Source organism: Chryseobacterium sp. D764 (genome assembly GCF_019317325.1).
Classification (GTDB): domain Bacteria; phylum Bacteroidota; class Bacteroidia; order Flavobacteriales; family Weeksellaceae; genus Chryseobacterium.
Map to the genome: position 1 here is coordinate 1,116,044 of NZ_CP079219.1, position 26,039 is coordinate 1,142,082.

General features: G+C 37.1%; 20 protein-coding genes. 12 read left to right on the top strand and 8 right to left on the bottom strand.

Features of this window, described 5'->3' with window-relative positions; genetic code table 11:
- Positions 1-53: 53 nt before the first annotated feature.
- The 4 genes from KYG33_RS05010 (at position 54) to KYG33_RS05025 (ending at position 5,889) form a co-directional block, all read left to right on the top strand.
- Complete coding sequence (locus tag KYG33_RS05010) at positions 54-1,388, top strand: TolC family protein (protein ID WP_257468932.1); 1,335 nt, start codon at positions 54-56, stop codon at positions 1,386-1,388.
- Positions 1,389-1,393: 5 nt separating this feature from the next.
- Complete coding sequence (locus KYG33_RS05015; RefSeq protein ID WP_219072787.1) at positions 1,394-2,440, top strand: HlyD family secretion protein; 1,047 nt, start codon at positions 1,394-1,396, stop codon at positions 2,438-2,440.
- A 277-nt stretch (positions 2,441-2,717) separates the two neighbouring features.
- Positions 2,718-4,280: an MFS transporter gene (locus KYG33_RS05020; protein ID WP_139348532.1), complete on the top strand. Its 1,563-nt coding sequence runs from the start codon at positions 2,718-2,720 to the stop codon at positions 4,278-4,280.
- Between the two features lie 247 nt (positions 4,281-4,527).
- A complete protein-coding gene (locus tag KYG33_RS05025) occupies positions 4,528-5,889 on the top strand; it encodes an aldehyde dehydrogenase (RefSeq protein WP_219072788.1) in 1,362 nt (453 codons plus the stop codon).
- Positions 5,890-5,938: 49 nt separating this feature from the next.
- On the opposite strand, the gene KYG33_RS05030 is transcribed toward KYG33_RS05025, so the two are convergent.
- Positions 5,939-6,511, bottom strand: coding sequence for a thioredoxin family protein (locus tag KYG33_RS05030; protein WP_077416913.1), 573 nt, complete (start codon positions 6,509-6,511; stop codon positions 5,939-5,941).
- 80 nt (positions 6,512-6,591) lie between these two features.
- Here KYG33_RS05030 and KYG33_RS05035 point away from each other — a divergent pair, with 80 nt between their 5' ends.
- The 3 genes from KYG33_RS05035 to KYG33_RS05045 all read left to right on the top strand — a co-directional run bounded on the left by KYG33_RS05035 (position 6,592) and on the right by KYG33_RS05045 (position 9,126).
- A complete protein-coding gene (locus tag KYG33_RS05035; protein ID WP_077416911.1) occupies positions 6,592-7,476 on the top strand; it encodes a lysophospholipid acyltransferase family protein in 885 nt (294 codons plus the stop codon).
- 6 nt (positions 7,477-7,482) lie between these two features.
- Complete coding sequence (locus KYG33_RS05040) at positions 7,483-8,460, top strand: glycosyltransferase family 2 protein (RefSeq protein ID WP_077416909.1); 978 nt, start codon at positions 7,483-7,485, stop codon at positions 8,458-8,460.
- Positions 8,461-8,571: 111 nt separating this feature from the next.
- Positions 8,572-9,126, top strand: coding sequence for a 3'-5' exonuclease (locus KYG33_RS05045; RefSeq protein WP_047385300.1), 555 nt, complete (start codon positions 8,572-8,574; stop codon positions 9,124-9,126).
- An 81-nt stretch (positions 9,127-9,207) separates the two neighbouring features.
- Here KYG33_RS05045 and apaG read toward each other — a convergent pair whose 3' ends face one another.
- From apaG to glgB, 7 genes are all read right to left on the bottom strand, one after another.
- Positions 9,208-9,597 (bottom strand): Co2+/Mg2+ efflux protein ApaG, encoded by a 390-nt coding sequence (gene apaG / locus KYG33_RS05050; protein ID WP_077416907.1) that lies wholly within the window; start codon positions 9,595-9,597, stop codon positions 9,208-9,210.
- Positions 9,598-9,679: 82 nt separating this feature from the next.
- Complete coding sequence (gene odhB / locus KYG33_RS05055; protein WP_077416905.1) at positions 9,680-10,933, bottom strand: 2-oxoglutarate dehydrogenase complex dihydrolipoyllysine-residue succinyltransferase; 1,254 nt, start codon at positions 10,931-10,933, stop codon at positions 9,680-9,682.
- Positions 10,934-10,972: 39 nt separating this feature from the next.
- On the bottom strand, positions 10,973-13,789 hold the full coding sequence (locus KYG33_RS05060) for a 2-oxoglutarate dehydrogenase E1 component (protein ID WP_180563872.1): 2,817 nt from the start codon (positions 13,787-13,789) through the stop codon (positions 10,973-10,975).
- Positions 13,790-13,914: 125 nt separating this feature from the next.
- Positions 13,915-14,955: an SRPBCC domain-containing protein gene (locus KYG33_RS05065; RefSeq protein ID WP_077416902.1), complete on the bottom strand. Its 1,041-nt coding sequence runs from the start codon at positions 14,953-14,955 to the stop codon at positions 13,915-13,917.
- A 243-nt stretch (positions 14,956-15,198) separates the two neighbouring features.
- Complete coding sequence (locus KYG33_RS05070) at positions 15,199-16,467, bottom strand: glucose-1-phosphate adenylyltransferase (protein WP_047385305.1); 1,269 nt, start codon at positions 16,465-16,467, stop codon at positions 15,199-15,201.
- 83 nt (positions 16,468-16,550) lie between these two features.
- Positions 16,551-17,957 (bottom strand): glycogen synthase, encoded by a 1,407-nt coding sequence (locus KYG33_RS05075; RefSeq protein WP_219072789.1) that lies wholly within the window; start codon positions 17,955-17,957, stop codon positions 16,551-16,553.
- Positions 17,958-17,960: 3 nt separating this feature from the next.
- On the bottom strand, positions 17,961-19,907 hold the full coding sequence (gene glgB / locus KYG33_RS05080; RefSeq protein WP_219072790.1) for a 1,4-alpha-glucan branching protein GlgB: 1,947 nt from the start codon (positions 19,905-19,907) through the stop codon (positions 17,961-17,963).
- 200 nt (positions 19,908-20,107) lie between these two features.
- On the opposite strand from glgB, the gene KYG33_RS05085 reads away from it, so the two are divergent.
- From KYG33_RS05085 to KYG33_RS05105, 5 genes are all read left to right on the top strand, one after another.
- Entirely contained in the window at positions 20,108-21,229 is a 1,122-nt protein-coding gene (locus KYG33_RS05085; RefSeq protein WP_077416896.1) for an alpha/beta hydrolase-fold protein, read from the top strand.
- Between the two features lie 92 nt (positions 21,230-21,321).
- On the top strand, positions 21,322-22,737 hold the full coding sequence (locus KYG33_RS05090) for a leucyl aminopeptidase family protein (protein WP_219072791.1): 1,416 nt from the start codon (positions 21,322-21,324) through the stop codon (positions 22,735-22,737).
- A gap of 141 nt (positions 22,738-22,878) precedes the next feature.
- Entirely contained in the window at positions 22,879-24,093 is a 1,215-nt protein-coding gene (locus KYG33_RS05095; protein ID WP_077416892.1) for an acetyl-CoA carboxylase biotin carboxylase subunit family protein, read from the top strand.
- A 215-nt stretch (positions 24,094-24,308) separates the two neighbouring features.
- Entirely contained in the window at positions 24,309-25,022 is a 714-nt protein-coding gene (locus KYG33_RS05100) for an alpha/beta hydrolase-fold protein (protein WP_219072792.1), read from the top strand.
- 57 nt (positions 25,023-25,079) lie between these two features.
- Positions 25,080-26,033 carry a RimK family alpha-L-glutamate ligase gene (locus KYG33_RS05105; RefSeq protein WP_077416888.1) on the top strand — a complete coding sequence of 318 codons (954 nt, stop codon included), beginning with the start codon at positions 25,080-25,082 and terminating at the stop codon, positions 26,031-26,033.
- Positions 26,034-26,039: the final 6 nt, after the last annotated feature.

The window sequence follows — 26,039 nt, forward strand, 5'->3', positions numbered from 1 at the left end:
TCGTAACTTTGCTGCATCAAAATCATTTTTAGCAAAAATCCTTTAATTAATTTATGAATATCATATTTAACGCATGCCGATATCTGTGCATGGCGTTGTGCTTATTATTGAGCAGCTTTTTACATTCACAGATGATAGATTATCAGCATCTCGGCTTACAACAAGCTGTAGAGATTGGTCTGAAAAACAACAAAAACATACAGATAAGTCATCTAAAACAGGAAATGTCCGCTACCAAAGAGAAAGATCTCAAAATGGAAAAGCTTCCGGACATTGAATTTCATACCAGCTATACTCAGGTAACCAATTTGTATCAGCATCAAAATGGCGTATTTAACAAAGCGACAAGGTATGATGCGATCAATGGGATGTATGATTTTACATTATCTGCATCAATTCCTGTGTACATGGGCGGCAAAATAAAAAATACAGAAAAAAAAGCGGCTATTGACACTGAAATATCTGCTTTAAGAACGCATTTGGATGAGAGACAGCTTACCATGGAAATCATCACAGCTTTTCTGCAGATCCATCATTTAAAAGAACAACAAAGTCTCATTAATGATAAGATGAAAGAAGATTCTGTTAACATTAAACAGGTAAAAGCTCTTAAAGCCAACGGAGTCGTAACAGTGAATGAAGTATTGAGAACTTCATTACAGCTTTCCAATCATAAAATGAGCTGGACAGAACTGGATAACGATATTCAGATTGCAGAGCACAAACTGAAAACTATTCTTTCTCTTCCGGAAATTCAGGAAATGCATGTGAATACGGAAGATCTTATTTCGGAGAATGCTGCGATTCCTTATATTGATGATTTGACTGAAACAGCTTTAAATAAAAATGAATCCGTTGAAATCACTCACAAAAATCTTTCACTGAAGGAATTGGATCAAAAAATCACCAAAGCGAATTACTTACCTAAAATTACAGCAGGCGGAGAATATTTTTTAAAGTATCCGAATATGATGTTTTTTCCTCCCGAACCGTATGCATACCGTCTGGGAATGATGGGTGTGAATCTTATCTATCCTATCGAAAATCTGTATAAAAATAAATACAAAATGCAGGAAGCACGGGAAAATATAGACCTTGCCAAGCTTCAGATAGCAGAAAATGAAGAGAAAATAAGACACAGTGTCTACGAAGCCTACAAAAAGTTTGAAGAAACAGACCAGAAAGTGAAAATTGCTGAAGAAGCGATTGACCAGGCTAAAGAAAACTATCGCATTGTAAGAACAAAATATGCGAACAAACTAAGTCTTATCACTGAATTGATTGATGCCGACAATACTTATCTGGAGGCAGAATCTAACCTTATTTCCGTAAAAATAAACCGACAACTTAAATATTACCAACTCCAATATACGATTGGAAACTTATAAAAACTATGGCACAGAAACAACTGACACAAAAGGAAAAAAGAATCAACAAGTCCATTACTTTACTGGCCTGGATCCTGATTATCAGCGGAATTACAGGAATGGTCAGTTTTTATCTTTTTTCAAGAAAGAATGTCACTACCAACGATGCACAGATCGAACAATATATCACTCCTGTATCCAGCAAGGTTTCCGGATTTATCAAAGCAATACAGTTTAATGAAAATCAGTTTGTACACAAAGGTGATACTTTGATTATCATAGACAACAGAGAGTTTGTGAATCAGGTACAAATAGCAGAAGCCAATCTCCACGCCAATACAGCTACCATCAGCACTATTGAAAGCGGTGTCAATACTAAAGAAAGCGATACAAAGATCATTGATGCTAAAATTGCTTCTGCAAGAATTGATATCTGGAGAACAGAACAGGATTTTAAAAGATATAAAAACCTGCTGTCAGAAGATGCCGCTACCGAACAGGAATTTGAAAATGTAAAGGCTTCATATGAACAGTCAAAAGCCAATCTTCTGGCATTGGAACAGCAAAAAAATGCAGTAAGAGCCGGAGCCAGTGAACAGCAGACCAAGGTTGCCCCTGTTAAAAGCCAGATTCAGCAGAGTTCTGCAAGTCTGAATAATGCCAAACTCTATCTTTCTTATACTGTAATTACGGCTCCCTATGATGGTTGGGTTGGAAAAAAGACTATTCAGGAAGGACAATTGATTAAAGAAGGTCAGGCTTTGGTACAGATGGTCAGCAAAGAAAAATGGATCATTGCCAATTACAAAGAAACACAACTTGGACAGATTGATCAGAACCAGGAAGTCATTATTACTGCAGATGCTTATCCCGACGTAGAATTTAAAGGAAAAATACTTTCCGTTTCTCCAGCATCAGGATCACAGTTTTCTTTAGTAAAACCTGATAACGCAACCGGAAACTTTGTAAAAATTGAACAGAGATTTCCTGTAAAAATTATTCTTGATAATAATAAAGACAACGAAAAACTGCTTTCCGGAATGAATGTTCTGGTGAGCGCGAAGAAGATATAAGTTTGAGTGCGGGAGTGAATTGAAGTACTAGAGTACAAAGTTATTCAATTGAAAATCACTTCAAATCAATACATTTCATACTTTACGATTAAATTATTTTTTTAGCGAAAAGACAAGACTGCAAAATAGCGAATCTGCAAATTTTTTCTTAAGCATATTTGCCATTTTACCTTTTACTTTTACACCTTGCTTTTTTGTCTTTTCGCATTTTAAACTCAGGCTGTGAGTTTACTTATCTGCCTTTTCAGCATTTATCTTTTAATGCTTTCAAAAAATTATGCAACACAATACAGTTTATCATAAATGGGTACCACAATGGCTGAAACTGCCGCTTCTTATATTGGCATTGTTTCCCCACCTGATGTTGTTGTCGCTTTTACATTCAAACAGCGCCTTCACCTCTTCTTTTATGGATGTTGATTCAGATGACATTCAGTATTTAATGATTTTGATGTATGGGACATTTGTGGTTACCCTTTTAGTTTTACAGCGGTTTATGGCTTATTTCAGCGTCAAATATTATGTCCTGCTGATGGCCTCTATTTCTGTTATTATACTTTACATTTTATCGGTAACTCACGATTATCATGTTATTTTGGTGATCCGGTTTTTAGAAGGAATTTTCGGGCTGTTGGAAGGGGCTATTTTCCTTCCTTTGATTATTGCTGAATTAAAAACGAAACACGCCAAAGTCTTAGCCTACCTTTTCATGTATACTATTATGCTCACCGGGGGTACAATAACCACTTCCCTGTTGAAATCAAGCATTGAGAACTACGATTTTCAGCATATGATCCTGATGATGGTCTATTTCCATGTATTTGTACTGATCATTGGCATTGCTTTATTCAACAGAAACAGATTCTTTCCTAAAAAACCTTTGTACCAATTGGATATTACCAGCTGGTTTTTACTTTGGGTATGCCTGCAGGCTGGCGGTTATGCTATTATTTATGGTAAAAGACTGATGTGGCTCGAGTCTGATACCATTATCATGTGTTTATTTATATTCCTGCTTTCGGGAGGATTATTTATGCTTAAACAAAGAAATTCCAAGAGACCATTATTTCATTTTGAAGTTTTCAGTTCAAAAAATGTGATTGCAGGAATGATTCTGTTCTTCATTTTTTACCTGATCCGATCAGGGCTGAATAATGTCTACAGCATCATGGCTACGGTATGGAAATGGCCCTGGGATTATATTGTAAACATCCAGTACTGGAATGTTGCAGGAACTCTTCTGGGTATAGTATTATCAGGAATCTGCCTGGTGCGTGGAGTTTCCTCAAGAATTGTTTTCTTTACCGGATTTCTGTTACTTGCAATAGACTGTGCATGGTTTACCTATACTTTTTATCCTGACACTGCCCTTTCTACGATTTGTCCGCCTTTATTTCTACAGGGCGTTGCTCAGGGATTATTATTTACGCCGCTAGTTTTCTTTTTGATTTCAGGAACTCCGGAAGAATATGTGCCCAATGCTACAGCTTTAGGAACCACAACCCGTTTCTGGACAACAGCTATTGGTTATGCACTAATGCAGAATCTGATGCTTTTTTTAACCTTAAAACATTCTGATACAATTAGTTCTAATTTTACAGACACCAATCCCATTTTTTACAGTCAGTGGAATCAGCTTTTCGGTGCTAATATTTCAAAACTGTCAGTTAATGATTCTTTATCAATGACAGCCGGTGCTTTTAAAGCCAAAATAACAGCTCAGTCTATTCTCCTTTCCAATATGGAAATTTTCACGGGACTTTTCTGGCTCGCATTAATTACGGCCATCTGTTTATTGCTGTATCATCCGGTAAAAATAGCTGTGAGAAATATAATGTAAAAGAAGGGAGCTGGAAGATCGAAGTTCCTGAGATAAAAGTAATACTCAAAGTTCATTTGGATCAATATAAAAAGTTTAATAATTTTTTATTGAAGTAACTACTTGTCTTCAAACAACCAAAAGTAACTTCCATCTCCCTTCTTCCATCTTCCAACTCTATCCTCTATCCAATTTGGCCGGTTTATTGTTCGTATTTTTCCAGCAGCAATATTGCGCAAAGCACTACGTTTAATACAAAAGCTTACGAATGGAAATTGAAAGAATTTTACTGAACCAAAGGGATTTTTTTACAACACAGCAGACCAAAAATCTTGCTTTCCGGAAAATGTATCTTGAGAAGCTTAAAAGCCTTATTATTGCTAATGAGAAAATGCTGTATGAAGCGATTAACAAAGATTTTGGAAAATCCGAATTTGATACTTTCACAACAGAGCTATCTTTTATTCTGAATGATATCAATTATTATATCAAGAATTTAAAATCTCTTTCAAAGCCTAAAAAAGTAAGCACCAATCTTGTCAACCAGCTCGGGAGCAGTAAAGTTCATGCAGACCCTCTTGGCTGTGTATTGGTAATCGGAGCCTGGAATTATCCTTATCAGTTATCCCTTTCTCCTGTTATTGCGGCAATGGCAGCTGGAAACTGCTGTATTGTTAAGCCTAGCGAAATAGCTGAAAATACGATGAAGGCGATGGCATTTATCATCAATGAAAACTTTCCACCTGAATACCTTTACGTATACGAAGGTGATATTGATGAAACGACAGCTCTCTTAAAATTAAAATTTGACAAAATATTTTTTACAGGAAGTACAAAGGTTGGAAAGATTGTTTACAAAGCGGCAGCAGAGCATCTTACTCCCGTAACACTTGAACTGGGAGGAAAATCTCCGGCTATTGTCACCAAAAATGCCAATCTTGAAATAGCAGCAAAAAGAATTGTATGGGGAAAATTCCTCAATGCCGGACAAACCTGCGTAGCTCCCGATTATCTGTTGGTAGAAGAAACCATTCAGGAACAGTTTCTGGAAATGCTCAGAAAATATATCAAAGAGTTTAAATATGAAGCGGGCTCCGGGCAATACACAAGAATTATTAATCAAAGAAATTTCCAGCGTCTTATACACCTTATTGATAAAGATAAAATCTATTCCGGAGGATCTTTTGATGAAGAAAAGCTACACATAGAGCCTACTATTCTGAACCCTATAAACTGGAATGACGAAATCATGCAGGAAGAGATTTTCGGACCTCTCCTGCCGGTTATCAGTTTTCAAAGCTACAATGCAGTTCTCAACTCTGTTTTGGAACTTGAAAAGCCATTGGCTGCCTATCTTTTTACCAATAATTCCGAGGAAAAAGAAATCTTTACACGGAAACTTTCTTTTGGAGGAGGCTGCATCAATGATACGGTAATGCATTTAAGTAATGATCATCTACCATTTGGAGGGGTGGGAAGTTCAGGAATAGGAAATTATCATGGGAAATATGGCTTTGAAGCCTTTTCACATCAAAAAGCTGTTCTTGAAAAAGCCACCTGGGGTGAACCGAACATCAAATATCCACCGTATTCTGAGAAAAAATTAAGCTGGATTAAGAAATTAATGTAATACTCATAGAAATAAAAAAACTGCCTCATTTCTGAAGCAGTTTTTTATTTTATCCTTTTTTAGGAGCCCAGGTAGTAAAGAACTCTTTTACTTTTTCTTTGCTATACCCCTTTCCTTCTTCTAAAACATCACTTTGCTGAACCTTGATCATTTTCCCGTCTTTATCTAAAATAATAAAAACCGGATAGCCAAATTTCTCACCCGGATTCCCATATTGGGCAAAAACCTTTTCATTCTTATTATCCGGAGAAAAGTTCAGGTGATAGTAGACATAGTTTTTATCCACTATTTCCTTTAATTCAGGAGTAGTTTGTACATAATTATTAAAACGAAGACACCAGATACACCAGTTTCCGCCAGCCTGGATCATAACGTTTTTACCTTCTTTCTTAGCCTGAGCTACTAATTTTTTAATATCCGCCTCTGCATCCGCTTTTGGATCATAAGGCTTTGGCAGCTTAGCTTTTTCTTCAGCAGCTTTTTTCTTTGCTTCTAATTCTTTCTGCTCAGTCGGAACTATAAGAGCGTTTTTTTGATTTCCTTTATCAGGTGTATTTTTTACATCCTGTGCAAAAGCGATTACACTTAATCCCAGGAAAGCTAACATTGTCAATTTTTTCATAACATAAAAGTAAAAAAATAATATATATCCCTCTGCAAAAATAGAACCATAATTTTATTATCACTAAATTTGCGTGTTTTATGAATTTTCTAATCAAAATATTATATCTGATCTCCAAACTTCCGCTTAAAATATTGTATATTTTTTCGGACGTGATTTTTTTCCTGAACTATTATCTGGTAGGATACAGAAAAGAGGTAATTACCCAAAATCTGAAAAACTCTTTCCCTGATAAATCGGAAGAAGAAATTAAAGAGATCCGGAAAAAATTCTACCTTAATTTTTCAGATTATCTGGTAGAAACTATCAAATCTTTCAGCATTTCTGAGACAGAAGCCAGGGTGAGAATGCAGCACATCAATCAGGAACTGTTTCATGATGCTAAAAAGGAGGGTAAAAACATTATCCTTCTGGCAGGACATGTCTTCAATTGGGAGTGGATCAATGCATTGGCAAAGATTGTTCCCCAGGCGCATTGCCATCCTGTATACAGAAAGGTAAATAATGACTTCTGGGAGAACCAGATGAGGAAGGTCCGTAATAAATTCGGAAATGAAGCATTGGAAGCCAATGAAGTGATCCTGAATATTTTCAGATCTAAAAACAATGGAGATTCAGCCTATATGTTTGTAGCAGATCAGACTCCTCACTTCGCACATGTCACGTACGGATTAGAGTTCCTGAATCAGAGAACTCCTGCTTTTGTTGGATATGATAAGCTGGCTACCAGAATGGATCTTGTTTTCATCTATTGTGAGATGAAGAAGGTAAAACGTGGTTATTATCAGGTAAATTATCATAGAATATGTCCTGATGGTGAAAAGTTTACTGAAAATGAAGTGGTAAGAAAGTTCCATAAATTATTGGAAAACACATTACACAAAAATCCGGACAACTATCTTTGGTCACACAGAAAATGGAAATACCAGGACTCCATCAAAAATTTTGATTCCGAAAAAAATTAGATTGACATGCAGAAAAAACTGGCAGTTGCCATCTTAAACTGGAACGGCAGAAATTGGCTTGAAAAATTTCTTCCGGGTGTGGTTCAATTTTCTCAGAATGCGGATATTTTTGTTATCGATAATCTTTCTACGGATGATTCCATTGAGTTTTTACAAAAGAATTTCTCCACAGTAACCGTTATTAAAAACGATAAAAACTATGGGTTTGCAGGAGGTTATAATGAAGGGTTGAAAGCCATCTCTAACGAATATTACTGCCTTCTCAATTCTGATGTAGAAGTTACCGAGAACTGGATAGAACCTGCTTTGGAATTATTGGAAAAAAATCCTTCCGTTTCAGCAGTACAGCCTAAAATATTATCTTATCACAATAGAAGCTATTTTGAATTTGCGGGAGCTGCCGGCGGATTGATAGACAACCTTGGATATCCTTATTGCAGAGGCAGGGTTTTTGATGACCTGGAAGAAGATAAAGGACAGTATAATGATGAAACAGAGATTTTCTGGGCATCAGGATGCTGCTTTTTCATCCGTTCAAAAGATTTCTGGGAACAGAATGGTTTTGATGCCAGATTTTTTGCCCATCAGGAGGAAATTGACCTTTGCTGGAGACTCATTAATTCCGGAAAAAAGATTTATTATACGGGAAAATCCAAAGTTTATCATGTAGGTGGTGGTACACTTAACAAACAGAGTGCACAAAAAACTTTTTTAAACATCAGAAATAACCTTTCCATGATGCTTAAGAACCTTCCCTTTCCTCAATTGATATGGCTGATCTTTTTCAGATTATGTCTGGATGGTGTTGCCGGAGTTTATTTTGGATTAAAACATGGTTTTCCACATCTGTGGGCTGTTGTAAAGGCTCATTTTGGATTTTACGGACAGCTTCCGGGAACATGGAAACTTCGTCAGAAAAGCCAAAAGAATGAGTTCTATCAATCGAAATGGCTTATTTTTAAACACTTTTTAGGTGGCAGATGATAGGTTGCAGGTAATAGGGATAGTAAAAACATTTATAACTTCAACTAACCTTAAACTTTAAACTTTAAACTCTAAACTAAAGAACTAGCAACAATTTATAATTTAAAAACAATGGATTTCTGTGCAATAGATTTTGAAACGGCCACTCATGAGAAAAGTTCAGCTTGTGAGATGGGAATATGTGTGGTACAGGATTCTAAGATTGTTGAGACTAAAACCTGGCTGATCAAACCTCCGAGTTTTCCTTATTTTAATAAATTCAATATTGCGGTGCATGGTATTCAACCGGAAGACGTAAAAGATGCACCTACTTTTGATGAGATATGGTATGAAGCCCAGGATATGATGTACGGAAGCCTTATGATTGCTCATAATGCAGGATTTGATGCTTCTGTTTTAAGAGGATGTTTGGAACATTATGGGATGTTTACTCCCCAGCTCAGCTATTTGTGCAGCATACAGCTTGCCAAGAAGTCATGGAACTACCTTCCAAAATACGGTTTGAAACCTTTGGCAGAATATCATAAAATTGATTTTACCCACCACAGAGCGGGAGCAGATGCTGAAGTATGTGCAAAGATCTCTCTCCTGGCTTTTGAGAAATTGTTTCTCACCAGTAATGATGAAGTAAATGAATATTTGAAAGCGAAAATCAAAAAACTTTAATAGAACAGATTATTGAACCCGGGTTCTTATTCTGCAATCTATCAATCATTACTATTGTACTATTCTGGTACAAAAAAAGCTTTAATTACTCAACACTTCAGATAACAGATTGAATTTTGGAATATCAATTTCAAAAGTTTCCTGTGTTTCCAGGTTTTTCACCAGGTATTTTCCGCTCATATTCCCTACTCCAGAACGAAGCATTACATTGGAGAAATAAGAGAAATTTTCATTTGTTCCTATTTCAGGAGTGAGGCCGATCACGCCATCCCCTATAATCTCTGTGTATCCAAATCCTACATCAAAAATCAACCATTTTCTTTTCAATACTTTGATAGGAAAGCTTCCGTCATTTTCTATCGTGATATTGTATTTAAAAACGTAACGGTTTTCGGATGGATAACTGTTTTTACTATCATATTCAGGTATTACTGAAACTTTGATATTGGAAGTCATTTTTGAAAACATCATTGTAGCATTTTCTTAATAAATACAAAAATCTCGCCTTTTTTATAAGGCGAGATAATATATTTACATTATAATTTTATTAAAACTATAAACCAAGGCCTTTTCTTTCGTCACCTCCCAATAATATTTCAACTGGATTGTCGATACCTTCTTTTACCGCAACAAGGAATCCTACAGATTCTTTACCGTCGATAATTCTGTGGTCATAAGACATTGCAACGTACATCATTGGTCTAATTACTACCTGTCCGTCAACAGCAACCGGTCTCTGGATAATGTTGTGCATTCCTAAGATTGCAGACTGTGGAGGGTTGATAATTGGCGTAGACATCATAGATCCGAAAGTACCACCATTTGTAATAGTGAAAGTACCACCAGTCATTTCGTCAACAGTAATTTTACCGTCTCTTACTTTGATAGCAAGATCTTTAATGTTTGCTTCCACGCTTGCGAAAGACATATTTTCAGCATTTCTCAATACAGGAACCATTAATCCTTTAGGACCTGAAACTGCAATTGAAATATCACAGAAATCGTAGTTTACTTTGAAGTCACCGTCGATAGATGCATTTACATCCGGGTACATTTGTAATGCTCTTGTCACCGCTTTAGTAAAGAAAGACATGAAACCAAGTCCAACTCCGTGTTTCTGAGCAAATTCTTCTTTATAAAGTTTTCTCAATCTGAAGATTTCAGACATATCCACTTCGTTGAAAGTCGTCAGCATAGCTGTTTCGTTCTTCACAGAAACCAGTCTTTGTGCGATTTTTCTTCTTAAAACTGAAAGTTTAGTTGTAGTGGTAGTTCTAGCACCTGTAGCTGTCATTGGGCTTCCTCCTAATGCAGGAACAGCCGCTAATTCAGCATCAGTTTTAGTAATTCTTCCGTCTCTTCCTGTTCCTGAAACCTGAGCAGAATCCATTCCTTTTTCATCAAGGATTTTCTTAGCAGCCGGAGATGGAGCTCCTGTTGCATAAGTTTGTGGAGCCGCTACCGGAGCTGCAGGTTTTGGAGCTTCTTGTTTCGCAGGTTCAGCCGCTTTCGGAGCTTCTTCCTGTTTTGGAGCTTCAGCAGCAGGTGCAGCACCTTCTGGTCTTTTAGCATCCATATCAATTAAACAAACTACCTGACCTACCTGTACTACATCACCTTCTTCTGCCTTTAAAGTGATAATACCACTTTGTTCTGCCGGCAATTCAAGAGTTGCTTTATCTGAATCCACTTCGGCGATAGGTTGATCTTTTTCTACATAATCACCATCTTTTACAAGCCAAGTTGCAATTTCAACTTCTGTAATTGATTCGCCCGGTGAAGGAACTTTCATTTCTAAAACTGACATATCGAGTATTTTTTATTTTTTAATTGGATATTATTTAAATTAAGCTGTAACTGGTCTTTTTGCAGGAGCATCATCTCTGTCGAAAACTCTGTTGATCACTGCATTCTGGTTTTTCTCAAACATTTTGTGGCTACCTGGAGCTGGAGCACCGCTTGGTACCGGAGCAACCACCTGGATTCCTGTATCTCTGAAGTTTCTCAGGATATAAGACCAAGCTCCCATGTTTTCAGGTTCTTCCTGAGCCCAAACCAATTGTTTTTTATTTTCGTATTTGTTGAAGATTGCTTCAATAGCATCTGTCTGAAGCGGATATAACTGCTCGAATCTTACTAATGCAATATTTTCACAGTTCAGTTCTTCTTTCTTCGCCAATAATTCGAAGTACAGTTTACCTGAACAAAGAACTACTTTTTCTACTTTTTTAGGATCTGCAGTTGGATCATCCAAGATTGGCTGGAATGTACCGTTTGCAAAATCTTCAATTGGAGAAACCACTTTAGGATGTCTCAATAAAGATTTAGGGCTCATTACGATCAATGGTTTTCTGAAGCCCCATTTCAACTGTCTTCTCAATAAATGGAAGTAGTTGGCAGGTGAAGTAATATTAGCCACTACCATATTTTCATTAGCACAAAGGGTAAGGAATCTTTCCAATCTTGCTGAAGAGTGTTCTGCTCCCTGTCCTTCTGAACCGTGAGGCAATAACATTACCAATCCGTTCTGGATTTTCCACTTTTCTTCGGCTGCGGCAAGATATTGGTCAACAATAATCTGAGCACCATTCACGAAATCTCCGAACTGAGCTTCCCAGATCGTTAATGTATTTGGAGAAGCCATTGCATATCCGTAATCGAAACCTAGAACACCATATTCTGAAAGGTGAGAGTTGAATACATCAAATCTGCTTTCTGATACGTGTCTTAACGGGATATATTCTTCTTCTGTATCTTCTGTTTTTACTACCGCATGTCTGTGAGAGAAAGTACCTCTTTCTACATCTTCTCCGGAAATTCTTACGTTGTGACCTTCTACAAGTAGTGTTGCGTATGCTAACCACTCTCCTAATGCCCAGTCTAATGAATTTCCTTCAATAGCTTTGATACGGTTTTCGAAAAGTCTTGTAATTTTATTGATGAATTTTTTATCAACAGGAAGTGTTGACATTTTCAGCGCTAATTCTTTCAGCTTTGCTGCATCATATTTTGTATCAACCGGCAACTGAACTGCTCCTCTCTTTCCGATTGGGTAGTTAGTCCAGTCTTCAGCCATGAACAGATCCATTACGTTCTTTTCAATTTCCTTTGAAGCATCAAAATCTTTATCCAGAAGAGCTTTGAATTCCGTTTCCATTTTAGCAATTACATCATTGGAAGTAATGCTGTCTTTAAGTAATTTATCTTTATAAATTTCTCTTGGATTCGGGTGTTTTGAAATTGTTTTATATAAGTTAGGCTGAGTGAATCTTGGTTCATCACCTTCATTATGTCCGTATTTTCTATATCCTAAAAGGTCGATATAAACATCTTTTCCAAATTTCGCTCTGAAATCAGCAGCAAAATGGATGGCATGAACAACAGCTTCAGCATCGTCAGCATTCACGTGCATTACAGGAGATTCTGTAACTTTTGCGATATCTGTACAGTATGTTGAAGATCTTGCATCCATATAGTTGGTTGTAAATGAAACCTGGTTATTTACAACGATATGAACGGTACCTCCTGTTCTGTATCCTTCCAGCGTCATCATCTGAGCTACTTCGTAAGCAATACCTTGTCCGGCAATAGCTCCGTCACCGTGAATGATGATTGGCAATACTTTAGAGTAATCTTTGTATTTGTCATCTACTTTTGCACGACAGATCCCTTCTACCAAAGCAGCCACTGTCTCAAGGTGAGACGGGTTCGGAGTAAGGTTTATACACACTTCTTCTCCTGAAGCAGTTTTGATCTTTTTAGATGATCCTAAGTGATATTTAACATCACCTGAGAATACATCTTCTTCAAACTCCTTCCCTTCAAATTCCGAGAAAATCTGCTTGTAAGATTTCCCAAAAATATTGGTAAGTACGTTTAGTCTACCTCTGTGAGCCATTCCTAACACCACTTCATCCACTCCTAACTGAGAAGATCTTGAGATCAACTGATCTAAAGCCGGAATTAATGTTTCACCTCCTTCTAATGAGAATCTTTTTTGTCCTACAAATTTTGTGTGAAGATAGTTTTCAAATGCAACCGCCTGATTTAATTTTAATAAAATCTCTGTTTTTTCGTTTGCAGAAAGGCTTGGATGGTTTTCATTTACCTGAAGCCATCTTTTGATAAAATCTTTTTCTTCAACGTTGTTGATGTATGTATATTCTACTCCGATAGAATCGCAGTAGATACTTTCAAGATGTTTGATCAAATCTGCCAATGTAGCAGGCTCTTTCATTCCTGTTTCAACAGCGCAGTTGAATTTTGTATTTAAATCTTCTTTAGAAAGACCGAAATTTTCGATATCTAAAGTAGGTGTATAGTGTCTTCTTTCTCTTACCGGGTTTGTTTTTGTAAAAAGGTGCCCTCTTGTTCTGTAAGCCTCAATAAGGTTTACTACTTTAAATTCTTTCTTGATATGCTCAGGAACTTCTCCGTTTGATACTGCCTGAGAAATCTGTTGTTGAACTGCCGGGGCAGCGCTGGCCGAAGCCTGAATAAACTGGGTGTTATCGTCATCTCCATAGTTCTCTAAAGCAAAATCGAAGCCTTGAAAGAAGGCTTTCCATGATGGTTCTAGGGAGTCTGGGAATTTTAAGTACTGTTGGTATAAATCCTCAATTAATTGAGAATGAGCTGCGTTTAGGAATGAAAATCTGTCCATTATTACAGTTTATCTATTTATTAAAATTTATTTGTAGAATTAATCTTCAAATTTAATAAAAAAAACCGAGTTAGAACAGTCTGAAACCGTTAAAAAAACTTAAGAAAAAAATAAATAAATAAAAATCACTTATACACTGATAATGAGAGCTTCATGTTCACGTCCTGTCCTTCCATCGGACGTTCAATAAAGGTCTGGCGGATATCCCCGAAGCGCATCTCGTCTTTTTTGGCTTTCTGAATCAGCTGCTGAATTGCCCGAATTCGTCCTTCATAGTTCCCTTTATAGTAGATTACGTAATTTTGAGACGGATTTACAGATCTGAAATTGAAATTATTGTCAGACACTCCAATTTTCTTAGAAAGCGGAATTCCCAGAAAATAAGAAACTTCTTTATCTTTATAATTGTCCGCGTCAGTGATCAGGATGGGATATCCAAATTCATCATCTCTTTTTCCCATATCCATCGTCACAAAGTTATAAGCTTTGTTATAATTCATCACGATATTTTTGTAGAGCGCGTCTTTCTTATTTGAAGTACTTACATTGATCCCAAGCAGCAGTTTGTCTTCTTCATTTTCCACCATCAGGCTGTCATATTTGATTGCTGCCATCTGATTGTCTTTTTCTACTTTATTTCCTAAAGAATTTTTAAGATTCGTCATGCTTTTGTCGATATTTTCAGCAAAACGGTCTTCAGTCCAGAAGTTTTCTACTCTTTTCCAGACAGCCAGTTTAGGTGTATGTACGTACCAGATTATTTTTGTTTTTTCTGCAGAAACAGGCTTAAATTTAACATCAACCAGCGTTGGATTTTCATTTTCATCCTCAAAAAGCTGATATTTCAATGTTTTATTAAGGTTCTCATACCGGATGAACATTTCTCCATCGGTATTATTTTTAGCATCTACATAACTGATGGCACTTCCCTGTCCTTCATAAGGCGTATAGTAATCAATATCGATAGATTGTGAACTGGTAAAAAAGTTGTTCCATCTTGTAAAGTTCTGCAGATTATTAAACTGGGTAAATACCTTATCTACCGGATAATCAATCTCTTTTTCAATGGTGAAATTTTTACTTTCGTCCACAAAATAGTACATGGAAGCAGCATAAGCTCCCCCCAACAAAACAACGATAAAAGTTAATATCTTAAAAATACGCATCGCACAAAAATAGTATAAATAAAAAGAGTGAACAATATGCTGATCACTCTGATTGTATGTTTAACAATAATTAATCTGGTTAAAGGCTGGAAGCTGGGTGAGAGAAGCTGGAGGTTACTATTCCGTGGATAATTACTAATCATTTTTTGATTAAAAACATTCGACCTTACCTTATAAACATGAATTTTATATGATAAGATTACTGGTTCTACATCAGCTTAATATCTTCCAGCTTCCTTTCTATTATCCGACATGTGTTCCCGGAGCAATTACAGCGCCTTTCTTCACTACAACAATCCCATCCTGTACGGAATAAGTTCCATAGTCGCCATCCGGGATATGTTTTCCTCCGATGATTTTCACATTGTCACCGATGTAACAGTTTTTATCAAGGATTGCTTTTTCTATATAACAATATTTCCCGATTCCCATATTAGGGCGGCCAGCTCTGTCATTCAGCACAATTTCTGTGGTATTCTGGTAAAAATCGGCTCCCATCACATAGGAATTTACGATGGTGCTTCCTTTGTCTATTCTTGTTCTGTTCCCGATTACTGAATTTTCAATTTTATCAGCCATAATGATACATCCGTCACCAAACACAGCCTTACTTACATAAGAACCGTTGATTTTTGACGGAGGAAGCATCCTTGCTCTGGTATAAATGGGTGAAGAAGAGAAAAGGTTAAACTGCGGCAGATCCAGACAAAGATCCAGATTCGCTTCGTAGAAAGATTCTATAGTTCCGATATCTGTCCAGTATCCTTCATACTGATAGCTTAGTGTCTTGTATTTTCCAATAGAGCTCGGAATGATATCTTTTCCGAAATCATCACCAGCTCCTTCATCAAACATTTTTTTTAGGATAGTCTTGGTGAAAATATAGATTCCCATGGAAGCCAGGAACTCTTTTCCTGTATGTTTATTTTCTGCTGAAACCTCAGATTTCAGACCTTCCAGCATATCATAATCCGGCTTTTCATAGAAAGAGGTGATATTTCCTTCATCATCTGATTTTAAGATCCCAAAACCTGTGGCATCTTTTGCATTGACAGGGATTGTAGCAATAGTAAGATCGCCTCCATTTTCAATGTGGAAATCAAGCATTTCCCTGAAATCCATCTGATACAGCTGATCTCCTGAAAGAATCAGGATATAGTCATAATCATATTTTTCAAGATGTTTCATCGATTGTCTTACGGCATCTGCAGTTCCCTGATACCAGCTTTCATTTTCTACATTCTGTTCAGCTGCCAGAATATCGACAAAGCCTTTGCTGAAAATATCAAAGTGATAAGAATTCTTAATATGTGAATTGAGAGAAGCAGAATTAAACTGCGTTAAAACCAGAATCTTATTTAATCCAGAATTCAGGCAGTTTGAAATAGGAATATCTACCAACCTGTATTTTCCCGCGATAGGCACAGCCGGTTTTGATCTGGAATATGTTAACGGGAATAATCTTGTTCCCCTGCCTCCTCCTAAAACTATGGAGATTACATTTCGATTCATAAATATCTTGCGTTTTTTATTGAGTTTATTGTTTTGTTCTTAGTGTTCACCGCTACTTTAAAACATTCTTTATTTTTATTGTATCAGCTATTATATAAAGCTATGTATTTTTCTGCAGATTTCTCCCATGCAAAGTCAAAATTCATGTTGGCATGAATAAGATCTTCCATCACTCCTTTTTGGTTATAAATGCCCAGCGCCCTGTTCATCGCATGTACAATATCATCTACGCCAGGATAAGTAAAGTTAAGCCCTGCACCTCCGGTTGAGATATCTTCTACGGTATCTCTGAGCCCTCCCGTATATCTTACTACAGGAACAGTTCCGTATCTCATGGAATACATTTGATTCAATCCGCAAGGCTCTACTCTTGAAGGCATCAGAAGGAAATCTGCCGATGCGTAGATCTTATGGGAAAGATGTTCTTTATATCCCAGATCCAGAGCAAAGTTGGTATAGGTATAATCGTATTCCTTTAACTTATTCTCAATATAGGTATTTCCAGACCCGAGAATCATAATATTTAAAGCTCCGTAACTTTGTTTAATGCTCTTCCATACTACATCCGGTAAAAAATCGGCTCCTTTTTCTGTAGCAAACCTTCCAATAAAGGCAAATAAAGGCAGTTCCGGCTTCAATCCGTATTCTTTGCAGAGTTGTTGTTTATTTTTCTTCTTTTGAGCAATTGCATTTTTACTGTTAAAATTAAAGTCCAGCATCGGATCGGTTTCCGGATTCCAGACTTCAGTGTCGATACCATTAATAATTCCGTATGCTTTTCCAAATTCCTGGCGAACAAGGCTTTCCAATCCGCGGAAACTTATAAAAAGTTCTTCCAGATATCCTTCTGAAACGGTGGTAAAGGCATCAGCACATTTAATCATACTGGCCAGAGGATTCATGAATCCGTTCCAATCCATCAGTCCCCATTTATAAGAATCAAAAGACGGCATATAGTGCGCCATCCCCCAGCTCATCGTTCCCTGATATTCTCCGTTGTGGATAGTTCCTATTGTTTTCACTCCTTTTAAAAATTCAAATTCCCGGCAGTGTTCTACCATAAAGGGAACCAGTCCGGTGTGATAATCATGACAATGTAAAACATCTGGACGAATTTCCATGGCACACAGCCAGTGTAACACTCCATGCTGGAAGGCCATAAACTGGAAACTTTCGTCCTGATATCCATAAGGATTGTCTCTGTCTAATAATCCGGGGATTCTCACCATATACAGTTCAAACCCCAGAGCGTTTGTCTTTTCTTTCAACACCTGAACCTGCAGCATATTGGTTCCCTGATGAATAAATCCATCAAAAACCAAATCAAATTCATGATCATATATAAAGGGCTTGTTGTACCATGGTATTACTACTTTAGCTTCTACTCCTTTTATTTTATTCTGATATTTTGGCAGCGCTCCTACTACATCCGCAAGACCGCCTACTTTTGCTACAGGATAACATTCTGTACTTAAATGATAAACAACCATTCTTTATCTCTTGTGTTTAATTCTGTGTAATTTATATTTTTTATCTTTCTTCTGTCTTAAAATAATTCCTGCCAAGGGCGGTAGTTTTACAGTCATTGATTTCGGGTATCCCCGCCATTCTTCATACTTCTCTTCCAGTATTTCAGGTTCTACTCCGCTTCCGCTGTATTTTTCATCATCAGAATTTAAAACAACCTCCCAATGAGTTCCTGCAGGAATCCCTATTTTATAATCCAGTACTTTTGGTGCCAGGTTCAAAACTACCATAGCCACATCATCTTTCCGTTTTCCTTTTCTCAGGTATATATACACTGAGTTTTCCAGATCATCTGCTTCTACCCATTCAAAACCATGTTTATCAAACTGGTTTTCATAAAAGGCAGAGTCTGATGTATACAGGTGATTCAGTTCCTTAACGATTTCCTGCATTCCTTTATGAACAGGATATTTCAGCAAATGCCAGTCCAGGCTTCTGGTAAAGTTCCATTCACTGGTCTGCCCGAATTCATCCCCCATGAAAAGCAGTTTGGCTCCGGGATGGGTATACATATATACATATAAGGCCCGCAGATTGGCAAATTTCTGCCATTCGTCCCCTTTCATTTTATAGATCAGACTTGCTTTTCCGTGTACCACTTCATCGTGTGACAAAGGCATCATATAATTTTCATTATACATATACATAGAAGCAAACGTCAGTTTATGGTGATGGAATTTACGGTTAGGAAAATCCTCTTTAAAATAATCCAGCGTATCATGCATCCAGCCCATCATCCATTTCATTCCAAAGCCTACACCTCCGTCATGAACAGGTTTTGTAAGCATGGGAAAGTCTGAGCTTTCCTCTGCTATGGTCATTATATTATTTCCGAATTCCTTATACACTGCAGTATTAAATTCCTGCAGAAATGTTTTCGCTTCCAGATTTACATTGGTTCCATAGATGTTCGGTTCCCATTCGCCCTCATTTCTTGAATAATCCAGATGCAGCATTGAAGTTACGGCATCTACACGCAATCCATCAGCATGGTAGCGGTCCAGCCAGAACATGGCATTAGAGATCAGAAAAGATTTCACTTCATTTCTCCCGTAGTTGAAAATATGTGACTTCCAATCAGGATGAAAACCTTTTCTCGGATCTTCATGTTCATAAAGATAGGAACCGTCGAAGCGGTGAAGACCATTAGCATCTCCGGGAAAATGAGACGGAACCCAATCCAGAATAACGCCTATATTATTTTTATGAAGTTCATCAATGAGAAACATCAGATCCTGTGGTGAACCGAAGCGTGAAGTCGCCGCGTAAAAACCGGTAATCTGATATCCCCAGCTTGGATCGTACGGATACTCCATTACAGGCATGAACTCTACGTGGGTAAACCCCATTTCTCTGATATAAGGGACCAGCTTTTCTGCAATATCCCGGTAATTTAAAAACTGTCCAGGATTATCACCTTCCCTCACCCATGAGCCAAGGTGCAGTTCATACACTGATATAGGAGCTTCCAGCCTGTTTTTTTCCCAGCGGCTATCCATCCATTCCTTGTCATTCCATTCATACCAGGTGGTGGAAACCAAAGAAGCTGCCTGAATATTCTGTTCCCAGCTTACAGCATAAGGATCGCTTTTTTCCAGAATCTCGCCTCTTGGTGTTTCAATGGCATATTTATATAATGTTCCCCAGGTTAAGCCTTCAATAAATCCTTCCCAAATTCCAGATCCGTCCCATCTTGGAAACAAAATGTGATCTTTATGATTCCAGTTATTAAAATTTCCAATAACGGAAACTTTCTTTGCATTGGGTGCCCACACTGAAAAGTACACGCCCTTCACGCCATCTTTTTCAGCAGAATGTGCTCCAAATTTACCATACAGCTTATAATGTCTACCTTCTTTGAAAAGATACACATCATGATCGGTGAAAAGCGTGTAGGTTTTAACAGAATTCATCAAGATCAGTTTATATTTATAATTTGCCTGAAACTACGAAAAATACTGACAATAGCGATTAATAATTCATCAAATAATTATCAATACCATTTCGTGTTTTGTCTTTCTATCAAATATATCATTTTTTACCTCACATTTTTATGATTTCAAAACAATCTTTTTTTTAAATTTAGCATCACTATTTTTATTAAACACATACGATGAGGTTTGAACTTTATACAGAAGAAAAAGACGACAGACCGGTATTTATCACCGGAAATTTCAACAGCTGGAATCCTAAAGATTACAATTTCCAGCTCCAACAAACAGATCCCTCCAATTATTTTATAGAAATTGAAGACCAGATACTTGCCGAAGAAATTGACTATAAATTCACAAAGGGAGGCTGGGAGAATGTGGAGCTGGATGAATATGGAAATATCACTCCCAACCGGAAAGTAAAAAAAGCAGCTGGCAAAACTTCGGATACTGTAAAAAAATGGAGATTAAACTGGGGACCGTTCAAAGAAGAATATTATCCCATTGCTGAAATAATTTCCGAAAATTTTTATATTCCGCAGCTTGACCGCCACCGTAAAGTTTGGGCACTGCTTCCCTACGATTATCACACAACGGATAAGCGATATCCTGTTTTATATCTTCAGGATGCCCAGAACTTATTCAATGAAGGAAGCGGCTTCGGAAACTGGGAAATTGATAAGAAGCTGTCTATCCTTGCAGAATATGGCCGTGGTGACCTTATCATCATTGCTATAGAACATGGCAGCGAGGAAAGAATTAAAGAATATATTTTCGATAATGATCATGTAGCCAATGGTTCTGAGGGAAAAAAATACATCCGTTTTATTGCAGATACTTTAAAACCTTTTGTGGATGAAAATTACAGAACAAAAAAAGACCGTGACAATACCGGAATTGGGGGCAGCTCATTAGGGGCGCTCATCAGTATATACAGCGGATTTCTTTATCCTGAAGTGTATTCCAAATTATTGATATTCTCTCCTTCACTGTGGGTTGAGCCCAATAACAATTTCCCGATGATGAATTTCCGGGTTCCTTTTAAAACAAAAATTTATCTTTATGGAGGCGGTCAGGAAGGATCTAAAATGGTCAAAAGGATTCATATTTTTGAAGAATATCTGAAAAGATGGGAAGAGAAAAAGCTGTTTGATTTTGAGTTCAAGACCAATATCAATCCTGAGGGCACTCATAATGAATTTTACTGGTCACAGGAGTTTCCAAGGGCCATTGAATGGCTATTCTACGACAATACTGAAAACCCTGTAGAAGTAAAACCACAACAACAAAGCATTAAAAACTAAGCCAGCAAAATTGCTGAAGAAGATTTTCGGACAGACAAGAACAAATGAAGACGACGATTGTCTATGATCTTAGAAAAATATAATATTTATTTATGAAACTAATTAATAAAAAAAACAAAAATTACACTCAGGTCTTCCACGTATTTACAGAGGAAGAATGGACAAAATCCAGTAAAAATTTCAATAAAAACATTTCTACTTTTTTTACGGGAAAGAAGTATGAAGTTTTCATTAATGCTCATGAAGAAGGAATTACCTATTTTATTGGATTAGGAAAATCTACGTTACAGAATTTCGAAATCCAGCAGGTTGCAGCAAAATTTTCACAAACACAGAAAGAAAAACTGCAGGCAGTGCCTACATTAGCTCTGGCAGATTTCATGAATGAAAAACAGTTTGAGGAATTTGTAAAAGGAATTTTAGCAGGAACGTACAACTATCCTTTCGATAAGAAACATGTTTTCTGGAATGTAAAATTTGAATTGCATTTTGAAAATTTAAGCCAGAAAAAACTAGATCATATCAGTCAAAAAACCGAAGCCCTTATTAACGGGCAGACTGCCTGTCAGGACTGGCTCAACAAACCTGCCAATCTTAAAAAACCGGATATTTTAAGTGCATATCTTAAAAATCTGGCAAAAAAACATGAGTTGAAGTACACCGTTTTCAACAGAAAGAAATGTGAAGAGCTTGGATTGGGTGCTTATCTATCGGTCAATCAGGGAAGTGCTTATGATGCTGCGTTCACTATTTTAGAATATAAAACTACGGTTAAAAATGCCAAGACTTTCGGATTGGTAGGAAAATGTATTTTGTTTGATACTGGAGGAATATCAATAAAAAGCTCTGCCAATCTGCATTATATGAAGTCTGATATGGGAGGCGCTACAGCTGTTTTGGGTACTTTAATTTATGCTGCAGAAATGCAGCTTCCTGTGAACATTATTGCTATTCTTCCTATTACAGATAATGCTGTTTCTGAAAAAGCCCTGCTTCCGAGTGATGTGATCACAGCCTACAACGGAAAAACCATTGAAGTACTTGATACCGATGCCGAAGGCCGTTTAATCCTTGCAGACGGATTATCTTACCTTTCCAAAAACTACAAAACAGACTTTCTGATTGACCTGGCTACTTTAACAGGAAGCTCTGTACGCATGTTTGGAGATACCTGTGCCGCGATGTTCTCCAATAATGAGGAACTGAAAAATAATCTGATAAAAACCGGAGATCAAACCAATCAGAGAGTATGGAATCTTCCTTTATGGGATGTGTGGAAGGACGACATTCAGTCTGATGTAGCCGATATGAAAAACATCTCCTTAAAACCGATCGGAGACTGTATTATTGCAGCAAAATTCTTAGAGCAATTCATTGAAAACCATCCTAAATGGGCACATTTGGATATTGCAGGAGTAGCCTTTGGGAATGTAGGCTACGCCAAGGAAAAAGCAGCAACAGGTTATGGGGTTCAACTCCTTGTGGATTTAATTGAAAATTATCATTAAAAATTAGTTTTTTACAAAAAAACTCTGTATAATTGATTAGTGAATTTTCAAAAACGCACGATATTGCATTTTTTAATATTAATAAAACAATAAATAAATGCTTTTATTTTTGAAAATTCACTAAAAATTAAAAAACATTATATGGAGAAGAAAACTATTGTGTGTATTTCGTGCTATTACAAAGGCTACGATTTTATGGACGAAATGAAGAATCTCGGCAATAAAATCATCTTAGTAACCTCAGAAAATCTTAAGGAAAAAAACTGGCCCTGGCATGCAATTGATGAGGTATTTTATATGCCGGAACTCAAGCCGTCTGTATGGAATCTGGAGCATCTGATTCAGGGATTTTCCCACCTGATGAAAACCAGAAAAGTAGATGCTGTAGTAGCATTGGATGATTATGACGTAGAAAAAGCGGCATTAATCAGGGAAACATTCCGTATTCCGGGAATGGGACAGACTACACACCGGTATTTCAGGGATAAACTGGCTATGCGCCAAAAAGCAAAAGATTCAGAGATCAGCGTTCCCGAATTTACACCTGTATTCAATGATCATGAAGTCAATGAATTTACAGACCATGTTCCTGCACCATGGGTACTGAAACCCCGCTCTGAAGCTTCAGCATCAGGAATCAAGAAAATAACTTCCAAGGAACAACTTTATGAGGCACTGGAGACACTGGGAGAAGAACGTCATCTTTTTTTACTGGAAAGTTTTAAGCCCGGAGACGTTTACCATGTGGACAGCCTTACTTTTAATAAAAAAATTGTATTTACTTCTGCCTCAAAATACCTTGCTCCTCCTATGCAGGTTTCCCATGAAGGCGGAGTATTCAGATCTAAGACTTTAGGAAGATATTCCGAGGAGTTTAAGGCATTGGAAGAAATTAATGCCCGAGTTCTTTCCAATTTCGGATTGATCAATGGTGCCACCCATACAGAATTTATCCAAGGAAAAGAAGATGGAAAATGGTATTTTCTTGAAACCTCATCAAGGGTTGGCGGTGCTCATATTCCGGACCTGGTAGAGGCCTCAAGCGGTATTAATATCTGGAGAGAATGGGCTAAAATTGAAGATGCACTTCTGAGAAGAAATGATTACAGTATTTCACCACCTACAGGATATTACTCAGGGCTTATTGTTGCGCTGATTAAAGATAAGGAACCGGATTACAGTAATTTTGAATGTGAAGAAGTTGTAAAATTCCTTCCGATAGATTATCATGTCGGGATTGTTTACAAATCCGGAGATGCCTCCATTGTGCAGGACAGACTGGATTCTGCTGCAGATATGATTCATGCAGATATGCTGAACATTCTGCCTCCAAAAGGCAACAAACTGAGTTCCTAAAAATAAAGAGTAACATTGATATTCAAAATGTTATTGAATTCATAATATATAATCTGCCGGAAGATTCCATACTAAAATGTAATTTAGAGAGTATAAGTTCTGGAAAATGGCAAGACATATTATCAGTTCGTTGACTCAACTTTTAGAAAAAAGATCAGCCTGGAGGAATTGAATTTATCAAATAGAAGTACAGTATTAAAATTAAACAAGGAAAAATGCCTCATATAGAACATACAGAATATTATTCAAATATATTGGGAACAAGTCTCAAGGTAGAAGTGACCGGGCATTACGGCCACCCTATTATTATGTTTCCTACTTCCCAGGGACAATACACTCAAAATCATGATTTTCATCTTAACGGAAGTATCAACTGGTTTATAGAACAGGGAAAAGTAAAGCTTTACAATGTTCAGACCATTGACAGCTGGAGTTTTTATGATGACAAAATATCTCCTCAGCAAAGAATAAGAAATTATGAACGGTATGTACAGTTTCTGATCAAGGAATTTGTTCCCTATATTCAGAAACTTCATAAAACCCATCGCGTAGCAGTAGCCGGAGCAAGTTTTGGAGGCTATCACGCTGCCAATTTTGCTTTCAGATTTCCTGATGTGGTTTCTCATCTGTTTTGCCTTTCCGGAGCGTTCAGCATAAGAAATTTCATGGATGACTATTCTGATGAAATCGTATATTTCAACTGCCCCAGAGAATTTGTAAGAAATGATGAAGCCTGGAAATACAAACACATGCATATTGTACTCAGTACTTCTGATCAGGATATCTGCAAAGAAAAAAATGTTGAAATGTCCGAAATTTTAAGGCTGAAAGGAATCGATTTCTGGTATGACGAAAGAAAATGGATAGGGCACGACTGGCCACTGTGGAGAATGGTCTTCCCAACCTTTATAGGAACATTTTTCTCTTAAACACAATAAAAAAGACAAATAGAAAAAAATATACACCCATCTTAAAAAACAAAAATTATGACAAAAAAAGTAGGAATTCTTTTCGGTATGGAAGACACGTTTCCCTGGGCATTTATAGATAAAGTGAATGAACTGGGAGGTGGAGATATCATAGCTGAACCCGTTACCATCGATAAATTAGAACAGGGTGCAGATTATGGGTATGCGGTAATCATCGACAGAATTTCACAGGACGTTCCCTTTTACAGAGCATACCTGAAAAATGCCGCACTCAATGGCACTTATGTAATCAACAATCCGTTTTGGTGGAGTTCTGATGAGAAGTTTTTCAACAATGCCCTGATGTCTAAACTGGGAATCCCACTTCCTAAGACTGTTCTGCTTCCGTCACACGAAAGGCCAGACAACACTTCTGAAACTTCATTCAGAAACCTGAAATTTCCACACGACTGGGAATATATCTTTAATTATGTAGGATTTCCGGCATACATGAAACCTCACGACGGCGGTGGCTGGAAAAATGTATACAGAGTAGAAAACCCGGATGACCTTTGGAACAAATTAGGCGAAACGGAACAGCTGGTGATGATGGTACAGGAAGAAATAATCTTTGATGATTATTACAGAGTGTACTGTTTGGGCAGAAAATATGTTCACATCATGCCTTACGAACCAAGAAATGCACCTCATCTGAGATATGCTACTACGCACCAGACAGAAGGTAAAGAACTTGAAAAACTACTGAAAACTATTCATGATTATACCATTACCATGAATGAAGCATTAGGATATGATTTCAATACGGTAGAATTTGCAGTGAGAGACGGTATTCCTTATGCAATTGATTTTTGCAACCCGGCTCCGGATGCAGACCGAAATTCTGTAGGAGAAGAAAATTTTGCATGGATTATAGAACATGCTGCAAAACTGGCTATAGAAAAAGCTAAAGAATATGTTCCTGGGAAACCTAATATTACTTGGGGAACCTTTGTGAAAGATTCCATAAAATAACATTGA

Bases quoted from the DNA above. Each gene is read 5' to 3' on its own strand.
- KYG33_RS05010 (WP_257468932.1), top strand. From the start codon at position 54: ATGAATATCATATTTAACGCATGCCGATATCTGTGCATGGCGTTGTGC.
- KYG33_RS05015 (WP_219072787.1), top strand. From the start codon at position 1,394: ATGGCACAGAAACAACTGACACAAAAGGAAAAAAGAATCAACAAGTCC.
- KYG33_RS05020 (WP_139348532.1), top strand. From the start codon at position 2,718: ATGCAACACAATACAGTTTATCATAAATGGGTACCACAATGGCTGAAA.
- KYG33_RS05025 (WP_219072788.1), top strand. From the start codon at position 4,528: ATGGAAATTGAAAGAATTTTACTGAACCAAAGGGATTTTTTTACAACA.
- KYG33_RS05030 (WP_077416913.1), bottom strand. From the start codon at position 6,511: ATGAAAAAATTGACAATGTTAGCTTTCCTGGGATTAAGTGTAATCGCT.
- KYG33_RS05035 (WP_077416911.1), top strand. From the start codon at position 6,592: ATGAATTTTCTAATCAAAATATTATATCTGATCTCCAAACTTCCGCTT.
- KYG33_RS05040 (WP_077416909.1), top strand. From the start codon at position 7,483: ATGCAGAAAAAACTGGCAGTTGCCATCTTAAACTGGAACGGCAGAAAT.
- KYG33_RS05045 (WP_047385300.1), top strand. From the start codon at position 8,572: ATGGATTTCTGTGCAATAGATTTTGAAACGGCCACTCATGAGAAAAGT.
- apaG (WP_077416907.1), bottom strand. From the start codon at position 9,597: ATGATGTTTTCAAAAATGACTTCCAATATCAAAGTTTCAGTAATACCT.
- odhB (WP_077416905.1), bottom strand. From the start codon at position 10,933: ATGTCAGTTTTAGAAATGAAAGTTCCTTCACCGGGCGAATCAATTACA.
- KYG33_RS05060 (WP_180563872.1), bottom strand. From the start codon at position 13,789: ATGGACAGATTTTCATTCCTAAACGCAGCTCATTCTCAATTAATTGAG.
- KYG33_RS05065 (WP_077416902.1), bottom strand. From the start codon at position 14,955: ATGCGTATTTTTAAGATATTAACTTTTATCGTTGTTTTGTTGGGGGGA.
- KYG33_RS05070 (WP_047385305.1), bottom strand. From the start codon at position 16,467: ATGAATCGAAATGTAATCTCCATAGTTTTAGGAGGAGGCAGGGGAACA.
- KYG33_RS05075 (WP_219072789.1), bottom strand. From the start codon at position 17,957: ATGGTTGTTTATCATTTAAGTACAGAATGTTATCCTGTAGCAAAAGTA.
- glgB (WP_219072790.1), bottom strand. From the start codon at position 19,907: ATGAATTCTGTTAAAACCTACACGCTTTTCACCGATCATGATGTGTAT.
- KYG33_RS05085 (WP_077416896.1), top strand. From the start codon at position 20,108: ATGAGGTTTGAACTTTATACAGAAGAAAAAGACGACAGACCGGTATTT.
- KYG33_RS05090 (WP_219072791.1), top strand. From the start codon at position 21,322: ATGAAACTAATTAATAAAAAAAACAAAAATTACACTCAGGTCTTCCAC.
- KYG33_RS05095 (WP_077416892.1), top strand. From the start codon at position 22,879: ATGGAGAAGAAAACTATTGTGTGTATTTCGTGCTATTACAAAGGCTAC.
- KYG33_RS05100 (WP_219072792.1), top strand. From the start codon at position 24,309: ATGCCTCATATAGAACATACAGAATATTATTCAAATATATTGGGAACA.
- KYG33_RS05105 (WP_077416888.1), top strand. From the start codon at position 25,080: ATGACAAAAAAAGTAGGAATTCTTTTCGGTATGGAAGACACGTTTCCC.